The sequence below is a fragment of the Acidimicrobiia bacterium genome (assembly GCA_016650365.1).
Lineage (GTDB): Bacteria > Actinomycetota > Acidimicrobiia > Spongiisociales > JAENVV01 > JAENVV01.
Window position 1 is genome coordinate 1 of the sequence record JAENVV010000086.1, and the last position, 17,193, is coordinate 17,193.

General features: G+C 60.9%; 21 protein-coding genes. 13 read left to right on the forward strand and 8 right to left on the reverse strand.

Annotated elements, in window-relative coordinates; genetic code table 11:
- From JJE47_04995 to JJE47_05005, 3 genes are all read left to right on the forward strand, one after another.
- Window positions 1–313 (forward strand): iron-sulfur cluster assembly accessory protein (locus JJE47_04995; GenBank protein MBK5266771.1); only part of this gene is annotated, 313 nt, incomplete at its 5' end.
- On the forward strand, window positions 310–696 hold the full coding sequence (locus JJE47_05000) for a reactive intermediate/imine deaminase (GenBank protein ID MBK5266772.1): 387 nt from the start codon (window positions 310–312) through the stop codon (window positions 694–696). The genes JJE47_04995 and JJE47_05000, both read left to right, overlap by 4 nt.
- Before the next feature lie 27 nt (window positions 697–723).
- The gene (locus JJE47_05005) at window positions 724–3,807 is read left to right on the forward strand and encodes an AfsR/SARP family transcriptional regulator (GenBank protein MBK5266773.1); all 3,084 of its coding nucleotides are present in this window, start codon (window positions 724–726) and stop codon (window positions 3,805–3,807) included.
- On the opposite strand, the gene JJE47_05010 is transcribed toward JJE47_05005, so the two are convergent.
- Both JJE47_05010 and glnA read right to left on the reverse strand, forming a co-directional pair.
- A complete protein-coding gene (locus JJE47_05010; protein MBK5266774.1) occupies window positions 3,804–4,448 on the reverse strand; it encodes a response regulator transcription factor in 645 nt (214 codons plus the stop codon). The two genes, JJE47_05005 and JJE47_05010, sit on opposite strands and share 4 nt — an antisense overlap.
- Window positions 4,445–5,776, reverse strand: coding sequence for a type I glutamate--ammonia ligase (gene glnA / locus JJE47_05015; protein ID MBK5266775.1), 1,332 nt, complete (start codon window positions 5,774–5,776; stop codon window positions 4,445–4,447). The genes JJE47_05010 and glnA overlap by 4 nt, the downstream gene beginning before the upstream one ends.
- Before the next feature lie 228 nt (window positions 5,777–6,004).
- Between glnA and JJE47_05020 the strand changes: the two genes are divergently transcribed.
- Window positions 6,005–7,000: a glutamine synthetase beta-grasp domain-containing protein gene (locus tag JJE47_05020; GenBank protein ID MBK5266776.1), complete on the forward strand. Its 996-nt coding sequence runs from the start codon at window positions 6,005–6,007 to the stop codon at window positions 6,998–7,000.
- Window positions 7,001–7,047: 47 nt separating this feature from the next.
- On the opposite strand, the gene JJE47_05025 is transcribed toward JJE47_05020, so the two are convergent.
- Complete coding sequence (locus JJE47_05025; GenBank protein MBK5266777.1) at window positions 7,048–7,866, reverse strand: B12-binding domain-containing protein; 819 nt, start codon at window positions 7,864–7,866, stop codon at window positions 7,048–7,050.
- Between the two features lie 132 nt (window positions 7,867–7,998).
- Between JJE47_05025 and JJE47_05030 the strand changes: the two genes are divergently transcribed.
- The 3 genes from JJE47_05030 to JJE47_05040 are packed head-to-tail and all read left to right on the forward strand — an operon-like array spanning window position 7,999 to window position 9,867.
- Window positions 7,999–8,523, forward strand: coding sequence for a sigma-70 family RNA polymerase sigma factor (locus JJE47_05030; GenBank protein MBK5266778.1), 525 nt, complete (start codon window positions 7,999–8,001; stop codon window positions 8,521–8,523).
- 8 nt (window positions 8,524–8,531) lie between these two features.
- Complete coding sequence (locus JJE47_05035) at window positions 8,532–9,257, forward strand: anti-sigma factor (GenBank protein ID MBK5266779.1); 726 nt, start codon at window positions 8,532–8,534, stop codon at window positions 9,255–9,257.
- A 10-nt stretch (window positions 9,258–9,267) separates the two neighbouring features.
- Window positions 9,268–9,867, forward strand: a complete 600-nt coding sequence (locus tag JJE47_05040) for a hypothetical protein (protein ID MBK5266780.1) — start codon at window positions 9,268–9,270, stop codon at window positions 9,865–9,867.
- A 17-nt stretch (window positions 9,868–9,884) separates the two neighbouring features.
- Here the strand turns inward: JJE47_05040 and JJE47_05045 are convergent, their stop codons facing one another.
- Window positions 9,885–10,496, reverse strand: a complete 612-nt coding sequence (locus tag JJE47_05045; protein MBK5266781.1) for a hypothetical protein — start codon at window positions 10,494–10,496, stop codon at window positions 9,885–9,887.
- A 115-nt stretch (window positions 10,497–10,611) separates the two neighbouring features.
- On the opposite strand from JJE47_05045, the gene JJE47_05050 reads away from it, so the two are divergent.
- Window positions 10,612–11,400, forward strand: coding sequence for a hypothetical protein (locus JJE47_05050; protein MBK5266782.1), 789 nt, complete (start codon window positions 10,612–10,614; stop codon window positions 11,398–11,400).
- Here JJE47_05050 and JJE47_05055 read toward each other — a convergent pair.
- Genes JJE47_05055 through JJE47_05065 form a run of 3 tightly spaced genes read right to left on the reverse strand, consistent with a single transcriptional unit; the run spans window position 11,397 to window position 12,624 of the window.
- Window positions 11,397–11,654 (reverse strand): NifU N-terminal domain-containing protein, encoded by a 258-nt coding sequence (locus tag JJE47_05055; protein MBK5266783.1) that lies wholly within the window; start codon window positions 11,652–11,654, stop codon window positions 11,397–11,399. The two genes, JJE47_05050 and JJE47_05055, sit on opposite strands and share 4 nt — an antisense overlap.
- A 9-nt stretch (window positions 11,655–11,663) precedes the next feature.
- Window positions 11,664–12,467 (reverse strand): NUDIX domain-containing protein, encoded by an 804-nt coding sequence (locus tag JJE47_05060; protein MBK5266784.1) that lies wholly within the window; start codon window positions 12,465–12,467, stop codon window positions 11,664–11,666.
- Window positions 12,457–12,624 (reverse strand): hypothetical protein, encoded by a 168-nt coding sequence (locus tag JJE47_05065; GenBank protein MBK5266785.1) that lies wholly within the window; start codon window positions 12,622–12,624, stop codon window positions 12,457–12,459. The genes JJE47_05060 and JJE47_05065 overlap by 11 nt, the downstream gene beginning before the upstream one ends.
- Window positions 12,625–12,789: 165 nt before the next feature.
- Between JJE47_05065 and JJE47_05070 the strand changes: the two genes are divergently transcribed.
- The gene (locus JJE47_05070; GenBank protein ID MBK5266786.1) at window positions 12,790–13,953 is read left to right on the forward strand and encodes an LCP family protein; all 1,164 of its coding nucleotides are present in this window, start codon (window positions 12,790–12,792) and stop codon (window positions 13,951–13,953) included.
- Here the strand turns inward: JJE47_05070 and JJE47_05075 are convergent.
- Window positions 13,950–15,251 carry an adenylosuccinate lyase gene (locus tag JJE47_05075; GenBank protein MBK5266787.1) on the reverse strand — a complete coding sequence of 434 codons (1,302 nt, stop codon included), beginning with the start codon at window positions 15,249–15,251 and terminating at the stop codon, window positions 13,950–13,952. The genes JJE47_05070 and JJE47_05075 overlap by 4 nt on opposite strands.
- Before the next feature lie 99 nt (window positions 15,252–15,350).
- Between JJE47_05075 and JJE47_05080 the strand changes: the two genes are divergently transcribed.
- From JJE47_05080 to JJE47_05095, 4 genes are all read left to right on the forward strand, one after another.
- Window positions 15,351–15,674, forward strand: coding sequence for a heavy metal-binding domain-containing protein (locus JJE47_05080; GenBank protein MBK5266788.1), 324 nt, complete (start codon window positions 15,351–15,353; stop codon window positions 15,672–15,674).
- 2 nt (window positions 15,675–15,676) lie between these two features.
- Complete coding sequence (locus tag JJE47_05085) at window positions 15,677–16,147, forward strand: YbjQ family protein (GenBank protein MBK5266789.1); 471 nt, start codon at window positions 15,677–15,679, stop codon at window positions 16,145–16,147.
- Window positions 16,144–16,854 carry a hypothetical protein gene (locus JJE47_05090; protein ID MBK5266790.1) on the forward strand — a complete coding sequence of 237 codons (711 nt, stop codon included), beginning with the start codon at window positions 16,144–16,146 and terminating at the stop codon, window positions 16,852–16,854. Before JJE47_05085 ends, JJE47_05090 begins: the two co-directional genes overlap by 4 nt.
- Window positions 16,855–16,875: 21 nt before the next feature.
- Window positions 16,876–17,193: winged helix DNA-binding domain-containing protein (locus JJE47_05095; GenBank protein ID MBK5266791.1), on the forward strand; the 318-nt coding region annotated here is incomplete at its 3' end.

Genomic DNA, 17,193 nt, shown 5'->3' on the forward strand with positions numbered 1-17,193 from the left:
AACGGAACCCGCCATCGGCAAGCTCGCCGTCCTGCTCGCCGAAGAAGGAGATCCTGCTTTGGCATTGCGGGTGGCCGTCCGCCCGGGTGGATGCTCAGGCTTCTCGTATGAGATGTTCTTTGATGCCGAGTTGGAACCTGACGATGTCGTAGAAGACTTCGGGGCTGGTGTTCGGATCGCCGTTGACTCCCAGAGCGTCGAGATGTTGCGGGGATCGACCCTTGATTACAAAGACGGACTCATGGGTGCCGGCTTCGCCATGGACAATCCCAACGTCACAAAGAGTTGTGGCTGCGGTAATTCGTTCTCGTGAGTAAACAGATCCCCGCCGTACCCAGTGCCCCGGCCGCGATGGGTCCGTACTCTGCGGTCGTCGAAGCCAACGGGTTCGTGTTTTTTTCCGGTCAGGTCGCCCTCGATCCGCAGACCAGCGAACGGCTGACCGCTCTTGATGTCGGTGGCCAAACCCACCAAGTCATGAACAACATCGTGGCGATTCTTGGCGATCTCGACCTGACGACCGATGCGATTGTCAAGACGACGATCTTTCTCAAAGACATCAACGACTATGCGGCTGTCAACGAGGTGTACGGCACCTACATGGGTGAAACGCCCCCGGCCCGTTCCGCGGTCGAAGTAGCCAACCTGCCCGGTGGATTCCTCGTCGAGATCGAACTAATCGCCCTCCGTCCCTGAATCGACCCCGGGTAGTATCGGCCAGGCGTGCGATATCAGCTCCTGGGACCATTCGAGGGTTTTGATGAGGATGGCCGCTCGTTAGCGCTGGGCGGTGATAGGCAGCGCGCCTTACTCGCACTTCTGGTACTGAACGGCAATGAAGTCGTCTCGACCGATCGAATCATCGATTTGCTGTGGGAAGAAGAGCCTCCCGAGACCGCCAACAACATCATCCAGGTCTACATCAGTCGACTCCGCAAGACGCTTGAGCCAGACCTGGCCAAGCACCAGAAACCGACGATTGTTCTTACTCGCCGGCCGGGCTACCTGTTGCGAGTCCGCGATGGGGAAGTCGACGCGAGCGTTTTCAGCCGCACCGCGGCCGATGGACGCCTGGCACTCGAACGAGGAAACCCCGGCCTGGCGGCTACTCGACTGCGGGCCGCGCTGGACTTGTGGAAGGGAGAGGCGATAGCCGACTTTGCCTACGAGTCCTTTGCCGCCCCGACTGTCGCCCGACTGACCGAGGAGCGCATTGCAGCGACCGAGGGTCTTGTCGATGCCAGGTTGGCACTTGGTGAGCACGATCAATTGGTGCCGGAGCTAGAAGCCCTGGTTGACCGGTATCCGTACCGTGAGCGACTTCACGCCCAGCTGATGCTTGCCCTGTATCGGAGTGGTCGGCAAGGCGACGCACTGCGGGCATATCGAACCGCCGCCGAATCCCTTCTTGACGAGTTGGGCATCGATCCGGGACCCGACCTGCAACGACTTGAGGGGCAGATCCTCAATCAGGATACCTCCTTGCAGGTACCGCGGCGACCGGCAGGAGGTCCCGCCGACCTCCCATTGATCGGGCGTGGTCGCCACCTGGCGGCTCTGTCCGAGGCGGTGGCTCTGGCTCAAGCGGGCGGAGCGGTTTTGGTGCGGGTGATTGGCGAACCGGAGGCAGGCGTTGGCAGGTTGCTGGACGAAGCCGCTGCACTGAGCGAAGCGGCCGGACTTGAGGTACTCCGCGTTCGAGCGTTTGAGGCGCCGGAGTCGGCAGGATCGCTTGGCGAGCAGATCTCCGCATTGTCGGGCAGCCCGACTGCGTTGATCGTGCAGTCTGCTCACCATGCAAATCCCGGGTTCCTGGCCCAAATCGGCCTGCGGCTCCGATCCGGGCGACCGATCCTCGTCGTGTTTGGTCAGATCCCCCTCACCGGTCGGTCCGGACAAGTGCTCGACTCGATTGGTCAGGGTGCGACCACCGTCGACCTGGTGGTTGATCGGGTTAGTCGGTCCGAAATCGCCGATGTGGCCGATTCGGGTTTTGCCGAGTGGTTGTATGAACAGACGAATGGGGACTCCTACGAGTTGACTCGATTGCTCGGTCTGTTGCGTGACCGGGAATTGCTCGTCCTGAAGAATGGCCACATGTCCCTTGCCGGAGCCGGTTTTCCTGGAGATCTGGTCCCACCGCTTGGCGCTCAAGTGGCCGCTCTCGACGCCAATGAGCGGCTGATTGTTGAGGCTTGTTCGGTGGCCGGTTCGGTTCTTCCGTTGCGAGTGGTCGCCGGTTTGATCGGTGAATCGCCCCTGGCTGCGGTCAGCCGGGTTGACCGGTTGGTGGCGGCAGGGTTTCTTGAGGAATCAGACCGTGGCATCACGCTTAGCCCGGCCCTGTTGTCTGGTCGCTTGTCTGAGCGGATCGGCCCGACGAGGCGACGAGTGGTTGCTGGGTCTCTGATCGTCGCCTGGAACGGGCAGGTCGAACCAGCCGACGAGGGACCTTTCGGATTCCTCGCCGCGGTGGGGGGCGAATCCGAGCTTGCGGTGGCAAGCCTGATCTCGGCCGCAGACCGTTCCATGTCCCGACAGAACCTGTCGGAGGCCCAACCGTTGCTCGAGGCGGCGGTGCAATCGATGGTGAGGCTTGGCGAGACCGGTGGCCCACGTTGGGGTCATGCCCATCTTTCGCTGGCGGCGTGTCATCGACTGGCCGGTTGGCCTCAACTTGCCGACTTGGCGATTCACGAGGCGACCGCGCACGCCGAGGGGCTGGAGATCGTGGATGCCTGGGGATGGGCCGCTCAGGTGGCGTCGGATCGCCAAAACCCTTCTGCGGCCGAGTGGATGGCGAGTGTCGGCCAACTCCTAGCCGTCAAGTTCCAGGCGCCTGCCAAGGCCGCTTCGCTCTTGTCGTTGCAGGCTCAGGTTCTCAATAGGCTCGGATATCCGGGTGAAGCCGACGACGCCTCGGTACGAAGCCAGCAGGTTCTGTCGAGCATCGGAGAGCCGCATCAGCGGTTTTTGGCCGCCTACAACCAGGCCTGGATTGAAGTCGATCGCGGACAGGTACGCCGTGCGGAAGCCAGCTTTGCGAAACTCCTTGACAAGATGGTGGACGGATCGGACGCCCGAATGGCGGATCTTCTTGCCTGGCAATCGAGATCATTGTTTCGGCTCGGGCGCATCGACGAGGCGCATGTGGCCGCTGATAAGTCGATCAACCTGGCGACTCGAACCGGCGATGTCGGCCCGATCTTCCTGGCCTATATGGCCAGGGCAGAAGGAGCTGCGATGTTCGGGCACGGTCAGGACTCATTGGAAGCTGCCAACGAGATGTTGGGACTCGTACTGCAACAGCTCCCCGCCTGGGAGAACTCTGCTCGATTCCTCATGGCCAAGGCCCATCTGGTCAACGGAGCAGCGGACGCCGCAGCCGACGAGGTTGCCAACGCCCTCGATACCTGCCCGGGTGGTGTCGATGGCTACCGGTGGAGATTGACGTGCCAAGCCCTCAGTTATCTCATCGAGTGCGAACGCGGGGTTCCGATTGGACATGAAGCCGAGCAACTCGTTCAAGACCTGCTGGCCGCCGGGTGGGCTGAGGCGGCGGTTGATCTTCTCGTCGCCCAAAGTCGCAGCCACTCCGACCCGAAACCGGGACGCCGGGCTGCCGAGTTGGCCGTTGAACTTGGCCTGGCCTCGGCTGCCGGGCGGGCTGTGGCGGTCCTACGAGCGCAAGGGGCCGCGGTTGACGACATGGTGGCCGATGGGGCCGACCGATTGGTCCGGACTGCTTTGGGAAAGATGCCATCGCACTGGGTCGACGGGTTCACCCGGATGCTGGGCCGCGACTAGCCGAAGCGATAGCCGACCGAACGCACCGTGGTAATCCAGGCGGCTCGTTGTTCGCCGATCTTTGACCGGAGCCGACGAACGTGGACGTCCACCGTCCGCGCCCCCCCGTAATACTCATATCCCCACACTTTGGACAGGAGTTGTTCCCGGCTCCAGACCCGGCTGGGGTTTTCAACAAAAAACCTGAGCAGTTCATATTCCATGTAGGTCAGGTCGGCAGGCCGGTCAGCGATCATCGCCTGATAGGTTGCGGTGTTCAGCTCCAGGTCGCGGTAGCGGAGTATCTCCTCGGTCGTGAGAGTGGCGGCCAGTCTCCGTACCCGGGCTCGTAGCTCCAGAGGCTCGGCGGGCAGCACGATGAAGTCGGCCAGGTTCAAGCCTTCGTCCATGATCAGCGCGATCTGGTCCTTCTGCACGGCCAGGATGATCGGTACACCTGTGTCGTCCTGGAGGCGCCTGGCGTTGCGCAGGCGGCGCAGGGGTTCATCGCCCAGTTCGATGATTACGAGCGACCAGTTGGCTGCCTCGTCGGTCTTGTCAAGGTCTTCGGTCGTGAGGAGGATCGGTTCGAGGGCGGCGGATCGTAGGGCGGAAGCCAGCTCAGCGCTGGGGGAAACCGGAAAGAGCGCCAGACCGTTCACAGGATCGGAAGGTATCGCTCAAGTTCGAAACGGGAGACATGGTGCTGGTATGCATCCCATTCCTTGCGTTTGTTGCGTAGGAACCAGTCAAAGACATGGTCGCCGAGGGCCTGATTCATCAATTCAGACTGCTCGAGTTCGTCAAGGGCGTGCGATAACGTTTCTGGCAGACGCCGGATGCCGAGTTGCCGTCTCTCATTGGCGCTCATCTCGAAGACGTTCGTCCCCAACTCATCGGGAAGCGTGAGGCCGTTGCGTATGCCGTCGAGGCCGGCGGCCAGCAGAACCGAGAACGTCAGGTAGGGGTTGGTCGCCGCGTCTGGAGACCGGTATTCGACTCTGGTCGAGGAAGCTTTACCGGCTTTGATGGTGGGGACCCTGACGAGGGCAGATTGGTTGTTGCGTGCCCAGAATGCGTAGATGGGTGCTTCGAATCCGGCGACCAGGCGCTTGTAGGAGTTGACCCACTGGTTGGTGATGGCTGTCATCGCCGGAGCGTGATGGACAAGACCGGCAATGAAGGCCTCGGCGGTCGGGCTCAAACCGTTCTCGGAGTCGGCAGAATAGAAGATGTTCTGGTCGCCCTCGAAGAGTGACATGTGGGTGTGGAAGCCCGAACCATCATGATCTTCAAGGGGCTTGGGCATAAATGTGGCGTAGATGCCATGGGCCAGGGCCACCTCTTTGACGGTATGCCGATATGACATGACGTTGTCGGCCATAGCCATGGCATCGTCGTACCTGAGGGTGATCTCATGCTGGGACGGGGCCACCTCGTGATGGGACTGCTCGACCGGGATGCCCAACTTCTCGAGATGTTCGATAGTGGTTCGCCGGTACTCCTGGGCGGTGTCGAGCGGGGTCAGGTCGAAATAGCCGCCGTGATCGAGGACTTTGGGTTCAGGACCTGAGTCGGCAAAGTAGAAAAACTCCAACTCTGGTGCCACGTAGAACGAATAGCCCAGCTCGTTGGCCTCCCGGAGGTTCCGGCGCAGGACATTGCGTGGATCGCCGGCGAATGGAGTGCCGTCGGTGTGATGAATGTCGCAAAAGATCCGGGCGACGCCTTCAGGTTCTCGCCACGGCAAGATCTGGAACGTGGTCGGATCTGGTTTGGCGATCATGTCGGCTTCGTGAACCCTGGCGTACCCGTCGATCGACGATCCGTCGAAGGTCATTCCTTCGGTAAGGGCCGTTTCGAGCTCTGCCGGGCTTATGGCCACCGACTTGAGGAATCCTTGTACGTCGGTGAACCATAGGCGGATAAACCGGATGCCGCGTTTGGCTACGGTCTGGAGAACGTACTCGGCTTGTTTGTCGGCGCTCATGATCAGTTACGGTAGCGCGATCTTGGTGGTCGCAATAGGCCGGGCGGGTAAACGCGGCGGGTGGCCGGGAGCGATACACTCCCACCGGGCGGGCGGTTATCGGGGTCGAGAGGGAAGCGCTGTCTGTTCTGAGTTAACGCAGCGTTCACATTTGGGTAACGACGAAGAAACGGCACCCTGGGACGCTGGTGGTAGCAGGTCCGTTTCGACGAGAATCGTGAGGTAGTGATGAGCTATAGAGCTGAATACATTTGGATCGATGGATCTATACCGACCTCGAAACTGCGCTCGAAAACCCGGATCCTTCAGGACGGCGAATCTCTGCCCGTCTGGGGGTTTGACGGTTCGTCGACCAACCAGGCACCCGGCAAGAACTCCGACTGCGTCCTGCGGCCCGTCTTGTCGGTTCCCGACCCGATTCGGGGCGGCAACGACGTGTTGGTCCTGTGTGAGGTGCTGACGGTTGACATGGAACCGCACCCGACCAACACCAGGGCCGCCTGTGTGGAGACCGAGACGAAGTATGCCAGTTTCGAGCCATGGTTCGGTATCGAGCAGGAATACACGTTCTTCAAGGATGGACGGGTACACGGATGGCCGACGCACGGTTACCCCGCTCCCCAAGGAGGCTATTACTGCGGGGTGGGAGACGATGAGATCTACGGGCGCGACGTGGTCGAAGCTCACACCAAGAACTGCATGGATGCCGGAATCGGGATTTCGGGCACCAACGCCGAGGTCATGATCGGGCAATGGGAGTTCCAGATCGGCCCGCTGTCGCCAGTGGCAGCGTCTGATCACCTGTGGCTTGCGCGCTGGTTGCTGTACCGGACTGCCGAAGACTTCGGCATTGCCGCCACCCTCGACCCCAAGCCGGTCAAGGGTGACTGGAACGGAGCCGGCGCTCACACCAACTTCTCCACCAAGCAAATGCGCGAAAGCTACGAGCCAATCATCGCCGCCTGTGAGGCACTCGGAACTAAGTCCCAAGAGCACATTGCCGCCTACGGCGCCGACATTGAGCACCGCCTGACCGGGCTCCATGAGACCGCACCGTGGACTGAGTACTCCTATGGCGTCTCCAACCGGGGCGCCTCGGTACGGATTCCCTGGCAGGTCGCCAAGGAAGGAAAAGGCTACATCGAGGACCGCCGTCCCAATGCCAACTGCGACCCGTACGTCGTGACCCAGTTGATTACGGATACGATCTGCTCTCAAGTCTGATTCGCAACGGAAGTACCGAGTGACGCCCCGCCAGGGGCGTCACTCGGTTAACCCTCCGACGATTGGTTCAGGATTTCGAGAGCGTCCTCGACCGAATTGGCGTAGGCAGTCGCTCCGAGGCCCTTGGCATGATTGGGGCCATCGATGGCTGGGCCGCCCAGGAAGATCGGAACATCCTGGGCAGACCGGGCTGCGGCGATGGCCGCTCGGATCGACGCCTCATTGCTTGGTTTGAACGCGGCGAGGGCGACGGCCGTGAGGGGATGAGTCTCGGCCACAGTGCGTCTTAATGACTCGACCGGTACGGCCGCTCCGAGGTCGACGGTTCGATAGCCCGCACCCCGAATCCGGTCGCTCAACATCATGACGGCCAGCGAGTGGAAGTCGTCCGGTGCGGCCGCGACCACAAACGTTCCCTTCGGCCTGCCCCGTCGGTTGAACCGCGGTGACAGTCGACCGACCAGACGGGCAGCCGTAAGGCTGGCACGGTGCTCATCGGCCACATCGATTTCTCCCCGTTGCCACCGGGCGCCGAGATCTCGCAATACCGGCGAGATCATCTGGGAGTAGATCTCAGAAGGCTCGTGACCTGACGCCAGTGCCGCTTCGACAACCTGCCAGGCGGCCGCTTCGTCGCCGCCCAGTAAGACGATTTCCAGCTGCTTGTCCCACGCTTTAGTGCTTTTCAGGGCTGGCTGTTGCCGATCCGAGTTGATGAGGTTGTCTAGGTCGGCCCGGCGCACCTGCCAGACGCCTCCTGACTTCATCGCGTCGAGTTTTCCGAGGCGGACATAGCGATATGCGGTCATGTAGTGGACGCCCAATTCGTCGGCGGCCGCCTGCAGGGAGAGGACGTCTTCAGTCATGATCAAGAGTCTAACGCGTGTTTTAGTTGACAGCGAGATAGTTTTAGTGCTAAAACTATCGGACACCAAGAAGGGCAAGCAATGTCGTACCGGGATGACGCTAGTTTTGAAGACGCTGATCTTGTACACGGGGTGACTGAACGAGACGAGTCGGCCCTTGCTGAGATCTACCGTCGTCATGGCGGCCAGGTTTTCGGGCTTGCCATGCGAATCATCAGGGACGAGGAATTGTCTCGCGACATTGCCCAGGATGTGTTCGTGTCTCTCTGGAAGAAGCCCGAGGCGTTCGACAGTTCCCGCGGTTCCTTGCGTTCGTTTCTTCTCGCCAAGACGCACAGCCGGTCAATCGACGTCATCCGCTCGGAGTCTTCGCGACGTACACGAGAGGAACGGGACGCCTTGTTGAGGGCTGAATCGGTCCCGAGTGTCGACGAAGAGGTTTGGCAAATGACAGTGTCAGCGAAGGTCCGATCAGCATTGGAGACGATTCCCGAGCGTGAACGCCAAGTGATCGAACTGGCGTACTTTGGCGGTTTGACCTATCGCGAAGTTGCCGGTCGACTCGGGATGGCAGAAGGAACCGTCAAGAGCCGGATTCGCAGAGGGCTGAGCCGACTTCAGGAATCGATGGGTCAGCTCGGCGTCGTTACCGCCTAGTTCTCGTTGTGGACCACGATCACATAATCGGGCTGCTCGGCGCGTATTCGCTCGATGCAGTAGACAACGATGAACGTCAGGTCATCGCGGCTCACCTTGAAGTCTGCACGATGTGCCGCACCGAGGTGGGCCAGTTCCAGGAGGCGGCGTCTAGCTTTGCTGATGGGATAGACGTACCGTGGTCGCTTTGGCAACGGGTCGTCCGCGACATCAAGTCCCCGGATCGATCGCTTGGCCGCCAACCCTGGCCCTGGTTGTCCATGGTGGCAGCCACTGTAATCATTGCCCTCTTTGGTGTCGTGATGATTCAGCAGCGTCGAGTCATCGCGTTGGAGACAACGGTCGCCCGGCAGACCATCGCGATCGAAGGACAGAATCGTCAGCTCGATGAGGTCTCTCCGGATCGGTTGTTGGCGACTGCGATCGACAGTCCTTACGCTCGCACAGCCGTGCTCTCCGGTGAAGCCGGATCCATCACGTTCGTCATCCAGCCTGATGGTTCGGCTTTGATAGTTGAAAATACCCTGCCACCACTCCCCGGGGACCACACCTATCAGCTGTGGGCGGTCATCGATGGCGAGGTCGTCAGTGCCGCAGTCCTTGGTCCCGACCCGCACATCGCCTCGTTGCGCATTGAGGGGCAAGTGGCTGTCCTGGCCCTGACGGTGGAGCAGTTCGGTGGAGTGGTCGTATCAGACCAAGAACCCGCCGCGGTGTGGCTGGCGGGGGCCTGAGTTGGCCCAGATGGAGGCCCAGGAACACGCCAGCCACCAGCTTGGTCGTATGCGCGCCATGGTGGGTATGTATCACCGGTTGTTCTTCCGTGATGTGCGCATGGCGCTGGTTCTGGTTGTATTCCTGTTGGGACTTGGTTGGTGGGGAATCCCGGAGATGTTTTTGGTGGTGCCGTTCGTTTGCCTGTGGGCTGGCACCCAGACGGCTTTTGACGCCAGCTACCTGATCATGGCCAGACACTACGCGGCCGCTCTCGAGGCGTTCCTAAATGAGAATGGTGCCGACGGGGTGCTCATCGGTGCGTCACTAGAGAATGCCTATCTGTTTCCTCTGGGCGCTCGAAAGGTCGTGACTGTGCCGATCAGCGGGCCTTTCTCATGGTTTTCGTTCATGACGATCCTGGTTACTGCCAACGGTGTGTGGGCGATGGTCGTGGGGCTATGGGCTGGGTGGGGGACGTTGCTCGAATTCGGAACTGCCGCCCAACTTACTTATCTGGTCGTGTTGGGATCGTTTGTCGCGGGGGCGCTGGCGACCGGATTGTGGTGGTTCGTTGGCGGGGTTGGCGAACGACGCCTGCAAGCCGTCCTGGCTCGTCGGTTCGGGTAACCGCCTACTTCGTTGGCCTAGCCGTTGGCGGCGGCCACGGCCGCGTTGAATCCTTCGACCTGGGTCTTGAGGTCGGCTTGGGCAGCCGCCCTGGCCTCACCGGTGTCTGACGACTGGAGTCCGGCGAGAATGTCGCTGGAGGCTTTGACGATGGCGTCAGCCCGCCCAGCCAGTTCGGCGCCGAGAGCCGTGAGGGTGGTATTCGATTCGGGAGCGACCGTTGCCTTCACTTCTGCAGCCCATGAAATGAACGCGGGGTTGATCGTGTCGCGGATCGTGTCACGGGCTTCCGGATACGCCACGGTCCTGGCGTCAAAATCGGCATTCGTTTGCAGCATCGACGTGTAAAGAATTGTCAGATTGGCATCGAGTTCGGTGATACCTGCCAGGTAGGCGACCGATTCGCTGTCGACGACCACCCCGGTCGGCTGAGAAGTTGAAGGGGTGGAAGTCCCCGTATCCGGCTCGGTGGTATCGGTGCTACCAGATCCAAGACTGACGGAAATGTCGGCCGGCTGCGTGTTATTGCGGATGTTGCCGACGAATACGTAGGTGAAGATCACCATGCCGATGATCACGAGTGGGAGGATCCACCTCCCGGGCTTTGGGTCTGCCTTTGTGGTTGTCATGCGGTTTGAACGATAGTCGACTGCGCCGGAGTTCCCGTTGAACATCTTGATTCATACAACAGAGTGTCATACGGTCGGGCTCTCCAGCGCTTTCCCGGCAGGAACGGAGCCAGATATGGAGCCGACAGAAGAGGGGGAACGGGTCGAATTCGTTCCGTGGGACCAACTGCGCCGAAGTCCCGGGCGATCGATGACGATTCAGCCTCGCCTGGCAGGTATGGGAATCGCAGTAATCGCAGGAGTTCTGGTAGTTGCCTGGCTGGCACTCGGGCGTGGCTCGAGTTTCCGGTCAGAACCTGTGGCCTTGTCCGGCCCTGAGGGGGTGGCAACAACGTTGCTAGAGGCGGAGCCCGCAGGTCCGCCCCCGACGGAGCCGTCGCCGGTTGGGTATGCCGAAGCCGATCTGCGAGCGATCGTTCCTCCCCCAGGACGGGAGTTCGCCGGCGGGGTCGCTGTTGAGTTCCTGCGGGACTATCTCGGCGGCGATCGACCTGAACTACATCCATATGGCGAGCCGGTCGGTTCGGTATACGTCGAATGGATTACGTTGCTGACCGTCGAAGAATCGGGTGAGCTTGACCGATGGATGGTGACGATGCGAGTCGGTCTGCTTGAACTGGGTGCAGAGCCGCGCCGTCTACCGGTTTGCGAGTATGCGGTCGAAGTTTCCACCGTCGAAGGGACTACATACGTCAGCCTGCCGGTCCGTCGTGTCGGTACGGGTGGGGAGCTGGCTGTCGTCGTGGAAGACCACCCTTTGGTCGACCTACCGGCCGACCTCCTGCAGGTTTCTCCGCTTCGACCGGGAGACGAGGTGGTGGGAGCGTGGGAGGACGAGTTGGGATGGAACGTGGTCGTTCGCGACGAGCGAGGGTTCGCCCTGGTCCTTGAGATCACTGACTAGGAGTGGAAATGCTCCGCGAGGAGGTTTTCGGCAGCCGGGGCGATGAGGTTCCAATCCGCATCAGGAAGTTTGCTGATGGTCACGAAGTCGGCAGTCATGAAACACGAAATCACGCCGGGAATCGTCACAAGTCCTTCCGCGAGTTCGTTTCCGTCCGTCTGACCCGGCAGGTAGGTTTTGGGCCCGCCAACTGGCACCCCGACGGTGAATTTCAACGCGTTCGGGTTGGGTGTGTTTTCTATCACGACTGGCATGAGCTCATGCTAGACGGATTCGGGCTGATCAAACGTGGTGTGATGAACGTAGAACTGGCCGTCGTCGCCGAGTTCCACTGTAGGTTCGATGCGCGGGCGCTCGAATCCTGGCTCACGGGCTGCCTTCATCGCCTGGCGGGTGGTCTCATATCTTCCAAGCTGATCAAGGTTCTTTCTCGTTGGGAGGATGATGGACACCGAACCTGACCGAGCCGCGTCCAAGGCCGCGCGGGGCTTCATCCACCGGGAGTTCGTTGTTTCAACGTTGTCGTGCAGCGGCGCCTGGTCGCCTGGCAACGTCGCTACGAAGAATTTCGTATCGAATCTCCGGTGGACACCTCGCGGGGTTACCCACCAGGACCACCAGGTGAGAGCAGACAGGTCGAGGCGGAGTCGTTCGTCGAGGAGCCAAGCAGTCCAGTCCCAGGTGCTCCCCCGGGTGGCGAGTTCGTTGCGTGCATTGACAAAGGACGATCGCCGAAGCCACTCCGCCTCGACGGAACCGCTTTGAGTCGCCGCCAGGAGGACCCCGGCCTCCTCGAACGTCTCGCGGATGGCAGCTACGGCCAGCGCAGTAGCCATCTCGTCGCCTACTGCGGCTATCAGAGACGCCGGTGGCTCTCCCGCCAGCACTTGAGTCGGGATTGTCCGGTCCATGGGGTCGACCTTGCCGCCAGGGAACACCCAGGCCCCGCCAACGAAATCCGAGTCCAGGTGGCGTTCGAGCAGGAACACTTCGAGGGTTGGGGCATCGCGGATGAGCATGATGGTGGCCGCTTCAACCGCTGGCTGGTCAGGTTGGTCAGCGAACATCTTGGGCTCCGAGGAACAGGTAGGTCGGGCGTCCGGTTGATACTCGCATGAGTGGGGCCAATCCGATAGCCGTCGCGTTTTCCGTTGCCAACGTCCTCGTTCGGGTCCGCCCCCGCGCCCAATCACGCTCGGCGAGGTGGATGAACAGGTCGAGCATGATCGGCTGGGAAGGGCTCTTGCCATGGCCGCTGAAGACGGGCCAGGGACGCTGACGGAGGCATCTGATGATTTGGACGCCTGTCTGGAGGAAATGTCGTCGTAGCCGGGTCGAGGAGCTAGTGACTTCAGGGACGATCCGACGGCCCGCTACCATCGCTCGGCGATGACAAACAGTAGTAAGCGCCGGTCGGTCGTGGATGTGGTTCGTTCGGTGCACTGGATCCGATATTTGATGGCCCTGGTTGCCCTGCTCTCGGCGGTGACCGCCCTCTGGGTTTTCAACCTGGCTGGCCGGTTTGAAGCAGGTCGGGTCGAATATGACCCGACCAAGTCGGTGCTGGCGCGTGAACAGCTGACCGATGACGAGGTGGCCGCCGCCGGGATTGACATTGCCGCCATCGAGCAAGCCATGCTCGCCGAAGAACTCGCCAGGCTCGATGATCAGGTTTTGAAAGACATCATGGAGGCGGCCGCCGCCCAAGCCCGGCTGGTGGAGGAATCGAAGTACAAGAACCCGTTCGCGACGAACCCGCCATTGCCAGACGACATGTTTAATTCGTACTTGATCATTGGTGCCGACGCGTCCGGTTATCTGGCTGATGTCATCATCTTGATGCTTCAGCCGACCGATGGGGGAGCTCCGATCATGATGTCGTTGCCGCGTGACCTGTACATTCCGAATGCCTGCACCGGCGAGTTCTCACGGGTCAACGCCAACCTCGGGGGATGCAAAGGTGTTGCCAACGGCCCGACGTTGCTGGCGCTCACGGTGGCAGATTTCACAGGGATCACGATCGACCACTTTGCCCTCGTGAATTTTGAAGGGTTTGCCAAAGTGATCGACGTACTGGGCGGGGTTGAACTCTGCTTCGACCACCCGACCCGTGATGCCAAGTCAAAGTTGGAAGTCGAGGCCGGGTGTATTCGAGCCAATGGTGCGACCACCCTGGCCTGGGTGCGTTCTCGAAGTACCGAACAGCTGGTGGATGATCAGTGGGTGGCGATCGGAGCGTCGGACTTCACCCGCCAACGTAAAGAGCAAGACGTTCTGTTTTTGATTGCTCACAAGCTCACTTCGTTTTCGTCGCTGTCTTCGTTCCAGTCGGTGGCAAACTCGTTGTCGAACTCCGTGCGTCTCGACTCCGGGCTCTCGTTTGCGAACGCGCTGGCGCTCGCCTGGCAGTACCGGGGCCTTGGCAAGTCGCAGGTCAACCGAATCTCGCTCGACTACGACAATTACCGCACCCCACAGGGTGCCCTGGTGCTCGCCCCGATCGAGTCGTTCAATGCGGTTCTTGCGGAGGTCTACCCAACCGCCGCGCGCTAGCCAGGCAGATCGGACCCGGCGAGCCGCTCGAACACCACGTCGGCGTTGCGTAGGAACCGTTTCACCGTGAAGCAAACTGCCAGGATGTCCGCCGACAGCGTCACGTCCGGGTCGGCCAGTAAACGATCATGGAGATTGCCGCCGTTCTCCCAGGTCTCCATGGCGTTCTTCTGGACGATCCGGTAGGCCTCGTCGCGACTCAGCCCGCTATCGATGAGTTCGAGCAGCACGGCCTGAGAGAAAACCAGACCGCCAGTCATGTCGAGGTTGGCTTGCATTCGGGCGGTGTCCACCCGCAGGTTTTTGACGAGACCGTTGAACTTTTCCAGCATGTAGTTCAGCGTTCCACAGGCGTCCGGTATGGCGACGCGTTCGGCAGACGAGTGACTGATGTCTCGCTCATGCCACAGGGCAACGTTCTCAAGTCCCACCTGGGCGTACCCGCGCAGCAGGCGAGCCATGCCGGTCATGCGTTCGGACATGATCGGGTTGCGTTTGTGAGGCATCGCCGATGACCCCTTCTGCCCGGTTCGGAAAGCTTCGCCTGCCTCCCCGACCTCGGAACGCTGGAGGTGGCGGATCTCGGTGGCAAACCGCTCGATGGCCGCTCCGGTCAAAGCGATCGCCTGCAGGAATTCGGCATGACGGTCCCGCATGGTGATTTGGCTTGAGGCCGGCTCGATGTCGATGCCCAGGCGTCCACACACGTAACTCTCAACCGCTGGAGGAGTGTGGGCATAGGTGCCGACCGCTCCGGATATCTTTCCGACCGCTACCGCCTTTCGAGCTGCTGAAAGGCGCCGATGGTCCCGCTCGAGTTCGAAGGCCCAGTTGGCCAGCTTTAGTCCAAACGTGGTGGGTTCAGCCCAGATCCCATGGGTTCGCCCGATCATCGGGGTTGCCCGATGTTCGAGGGCTTTGGCTTTGACTGTGGCGTGCAGGACGGCGACTTTGTCGAGGAGTAGATCAGCGGCCTCTCGCAAACGAACCCCTCCGGCGGTGTCGAGCACGTCCGAGGAGGTAAGCCCGTAATGAACCCACTCGCCCCCATCACCGGTCGATGCGGCCAGCACATCGACGAACGCCGCGACATCATGATTCGTAATGGCCTCTCGATCGGCCACCTGGGTCGGGGTCACTTCGGGAGCAGCACGGACCGCCGCGGCGGCCTCGGCTGGCGCTACGCCCAGTTCCACCCATGCCTCGACGACCAGGGTTTCGACTTCTTTCCACAGTGTGTACTTGTGTTCTTCTGACCAGATATGGGACATATCCGGGAGGCTGTACCGCTCGATCACGTTGGTGTCCTCGTTTTTGGCTCGGCCAGATCGTACCCTTGTGGGGAACCGGTCCGGTCGTTGAGGCGTCTGGGCGGTAGTCGAACAGAGGGATTCTTTATGATCGTCGTGAACACTGAAACCATTCCAGGGCACCGGATTATCGCCCTGAAAGGGCTCGTCCAAGGCAATACCATTCGGGCCAAGCATCTGGGCCGCGACATCGGGGCGGGTCTGAAGAATCTGGTTGGCGGCGAATTGACCGCGTACACGGAGCTACTTACCGAATCGCGTCGACAGGCGATGGAGCGAATGATGGCTCAGGCTCAACAGCTTGGTGCCAACGCCATATTGAACGTTCGATTCACGACATCCTCTGTGGCGGCCGGGGCAGCAGAGCTCTACGCATACGGAACCGCCGTCACCGTCGAACCCGTAGCCTAGCGATGAACGATATGGCAGGAGTCTTCCTACTGTTGTGGATGCTGGTGGTGATCGGACTGCCGATCGCCTTCATCATCACCGGACGGATCCGTGAGAAGAACCATTTTGAAGACATTGCCCGGCGAGAAGCCATTCACCGCAATTTCCCGGTGATCGACCTGTCGCTCTTGCCCGCCGGCATGACGGCAAGCCGCGGCACTCTCGTTACGGGGCAAGTGGTCATCGCCTCGGACTATCTCAAGAACTTCTTTGCGCAATACCGCCAGCTCTTCGGCGGCGAAATGAAGTCGTACCAAACCATGATGCATCGAGCCAAGGCCGAGGCCCGTCTGAGAATGATCGAGGACGCCCGCAAGCTTGGTGCCGTGGCGGTCATCAATGTTCGGTTTGAGACTTCCCAGATCGGGCAGGCGAGGGGTAGGTCAGCCGCCATGAGCGAGGTGCTGTGTTACGGAACGGCCGTCATGACATGAACGATCCCGTCTCGGATGAGCCGGCTCTCAATGGTTCAATTCCTGAGACGTTCGATAGCGTTGACGAGGAATCGGCCCTCACCGGTCGGCTCCCGGTAGAGCGGGGCACCCCCCTGGCGGCGCTTGGCAATGAGCCTGCGCTGCAGAGCGATGGTCGGCTACCCAATTACGCCGAGGTCTATCAACAGTTCCGGGCAGGTACTCCGGCCTCGTGGGGGACCGTATTTCTCGTCATGCTGGCGAGCGCTGCCATCACGTTTGGAGTGATGATTGTCCCGATCGGGTTGATGTTGGCGAGGCTCTACGGAGACTTCGCCTTACCGATCCGCTTTCTGGGATTTGGGACCTACCTGCCTGCGGTCATCGGGATCCTATTGGTCGCCCCGGCATTGGTTTGGGTGGAGGTACGGCCGTGGACCGTTCCTGGCTCCCTGGCCCTGGGGGCGGCTGCGGGAGCACCGGGAGTTCTGGCCGGTCTCGGCTTGGCGACTCTCGGCGTTGTCCATGAGAACGGCTCGATCGGCGTGGTAGCGGTCGCCTTTCTCGCTTTCATCATGCCCGCCGGACTGAGCGCCCTCGGCGTGGTGCATGTGTGGCGTCGGGTGGATCAAGAGGGTCGGATCCCCGCCCCTGGTCTGGTTACGCCGTTTTCGATTGCGGCAGGCGTCGTCGCCATGATCGGCGTCATGACCGCCTGGCAAGTTTGAACGGATTAGGGTTCGGCGGCTATGCGGACTGTCAGCATTGATCAAGCGCGTCGGATGGCGCTCGGCGCCCAGGGCTTTGCGGAAACGCCTCCCGTCGGCCCGGTCGACGTTCGCCATGTGCGCCGTGTCATGCGTCGTATCGGGCTTCTCCAGCTTGACTCGGTGAACGTGGCCGTCCGATCTCACTACATGCCGCTCTTTTCTCGTCTCGGTCCATACCGCAAAGAGTTGATTGACGAGGTTGCCTATGAGCGAGGCGAGTTGTTCGAGTATTGGGGCCATGAAGCGTCGCTTCTCCCCATCGCCACCTACCCCCTCTACCGTCATCGGATGGAGAAA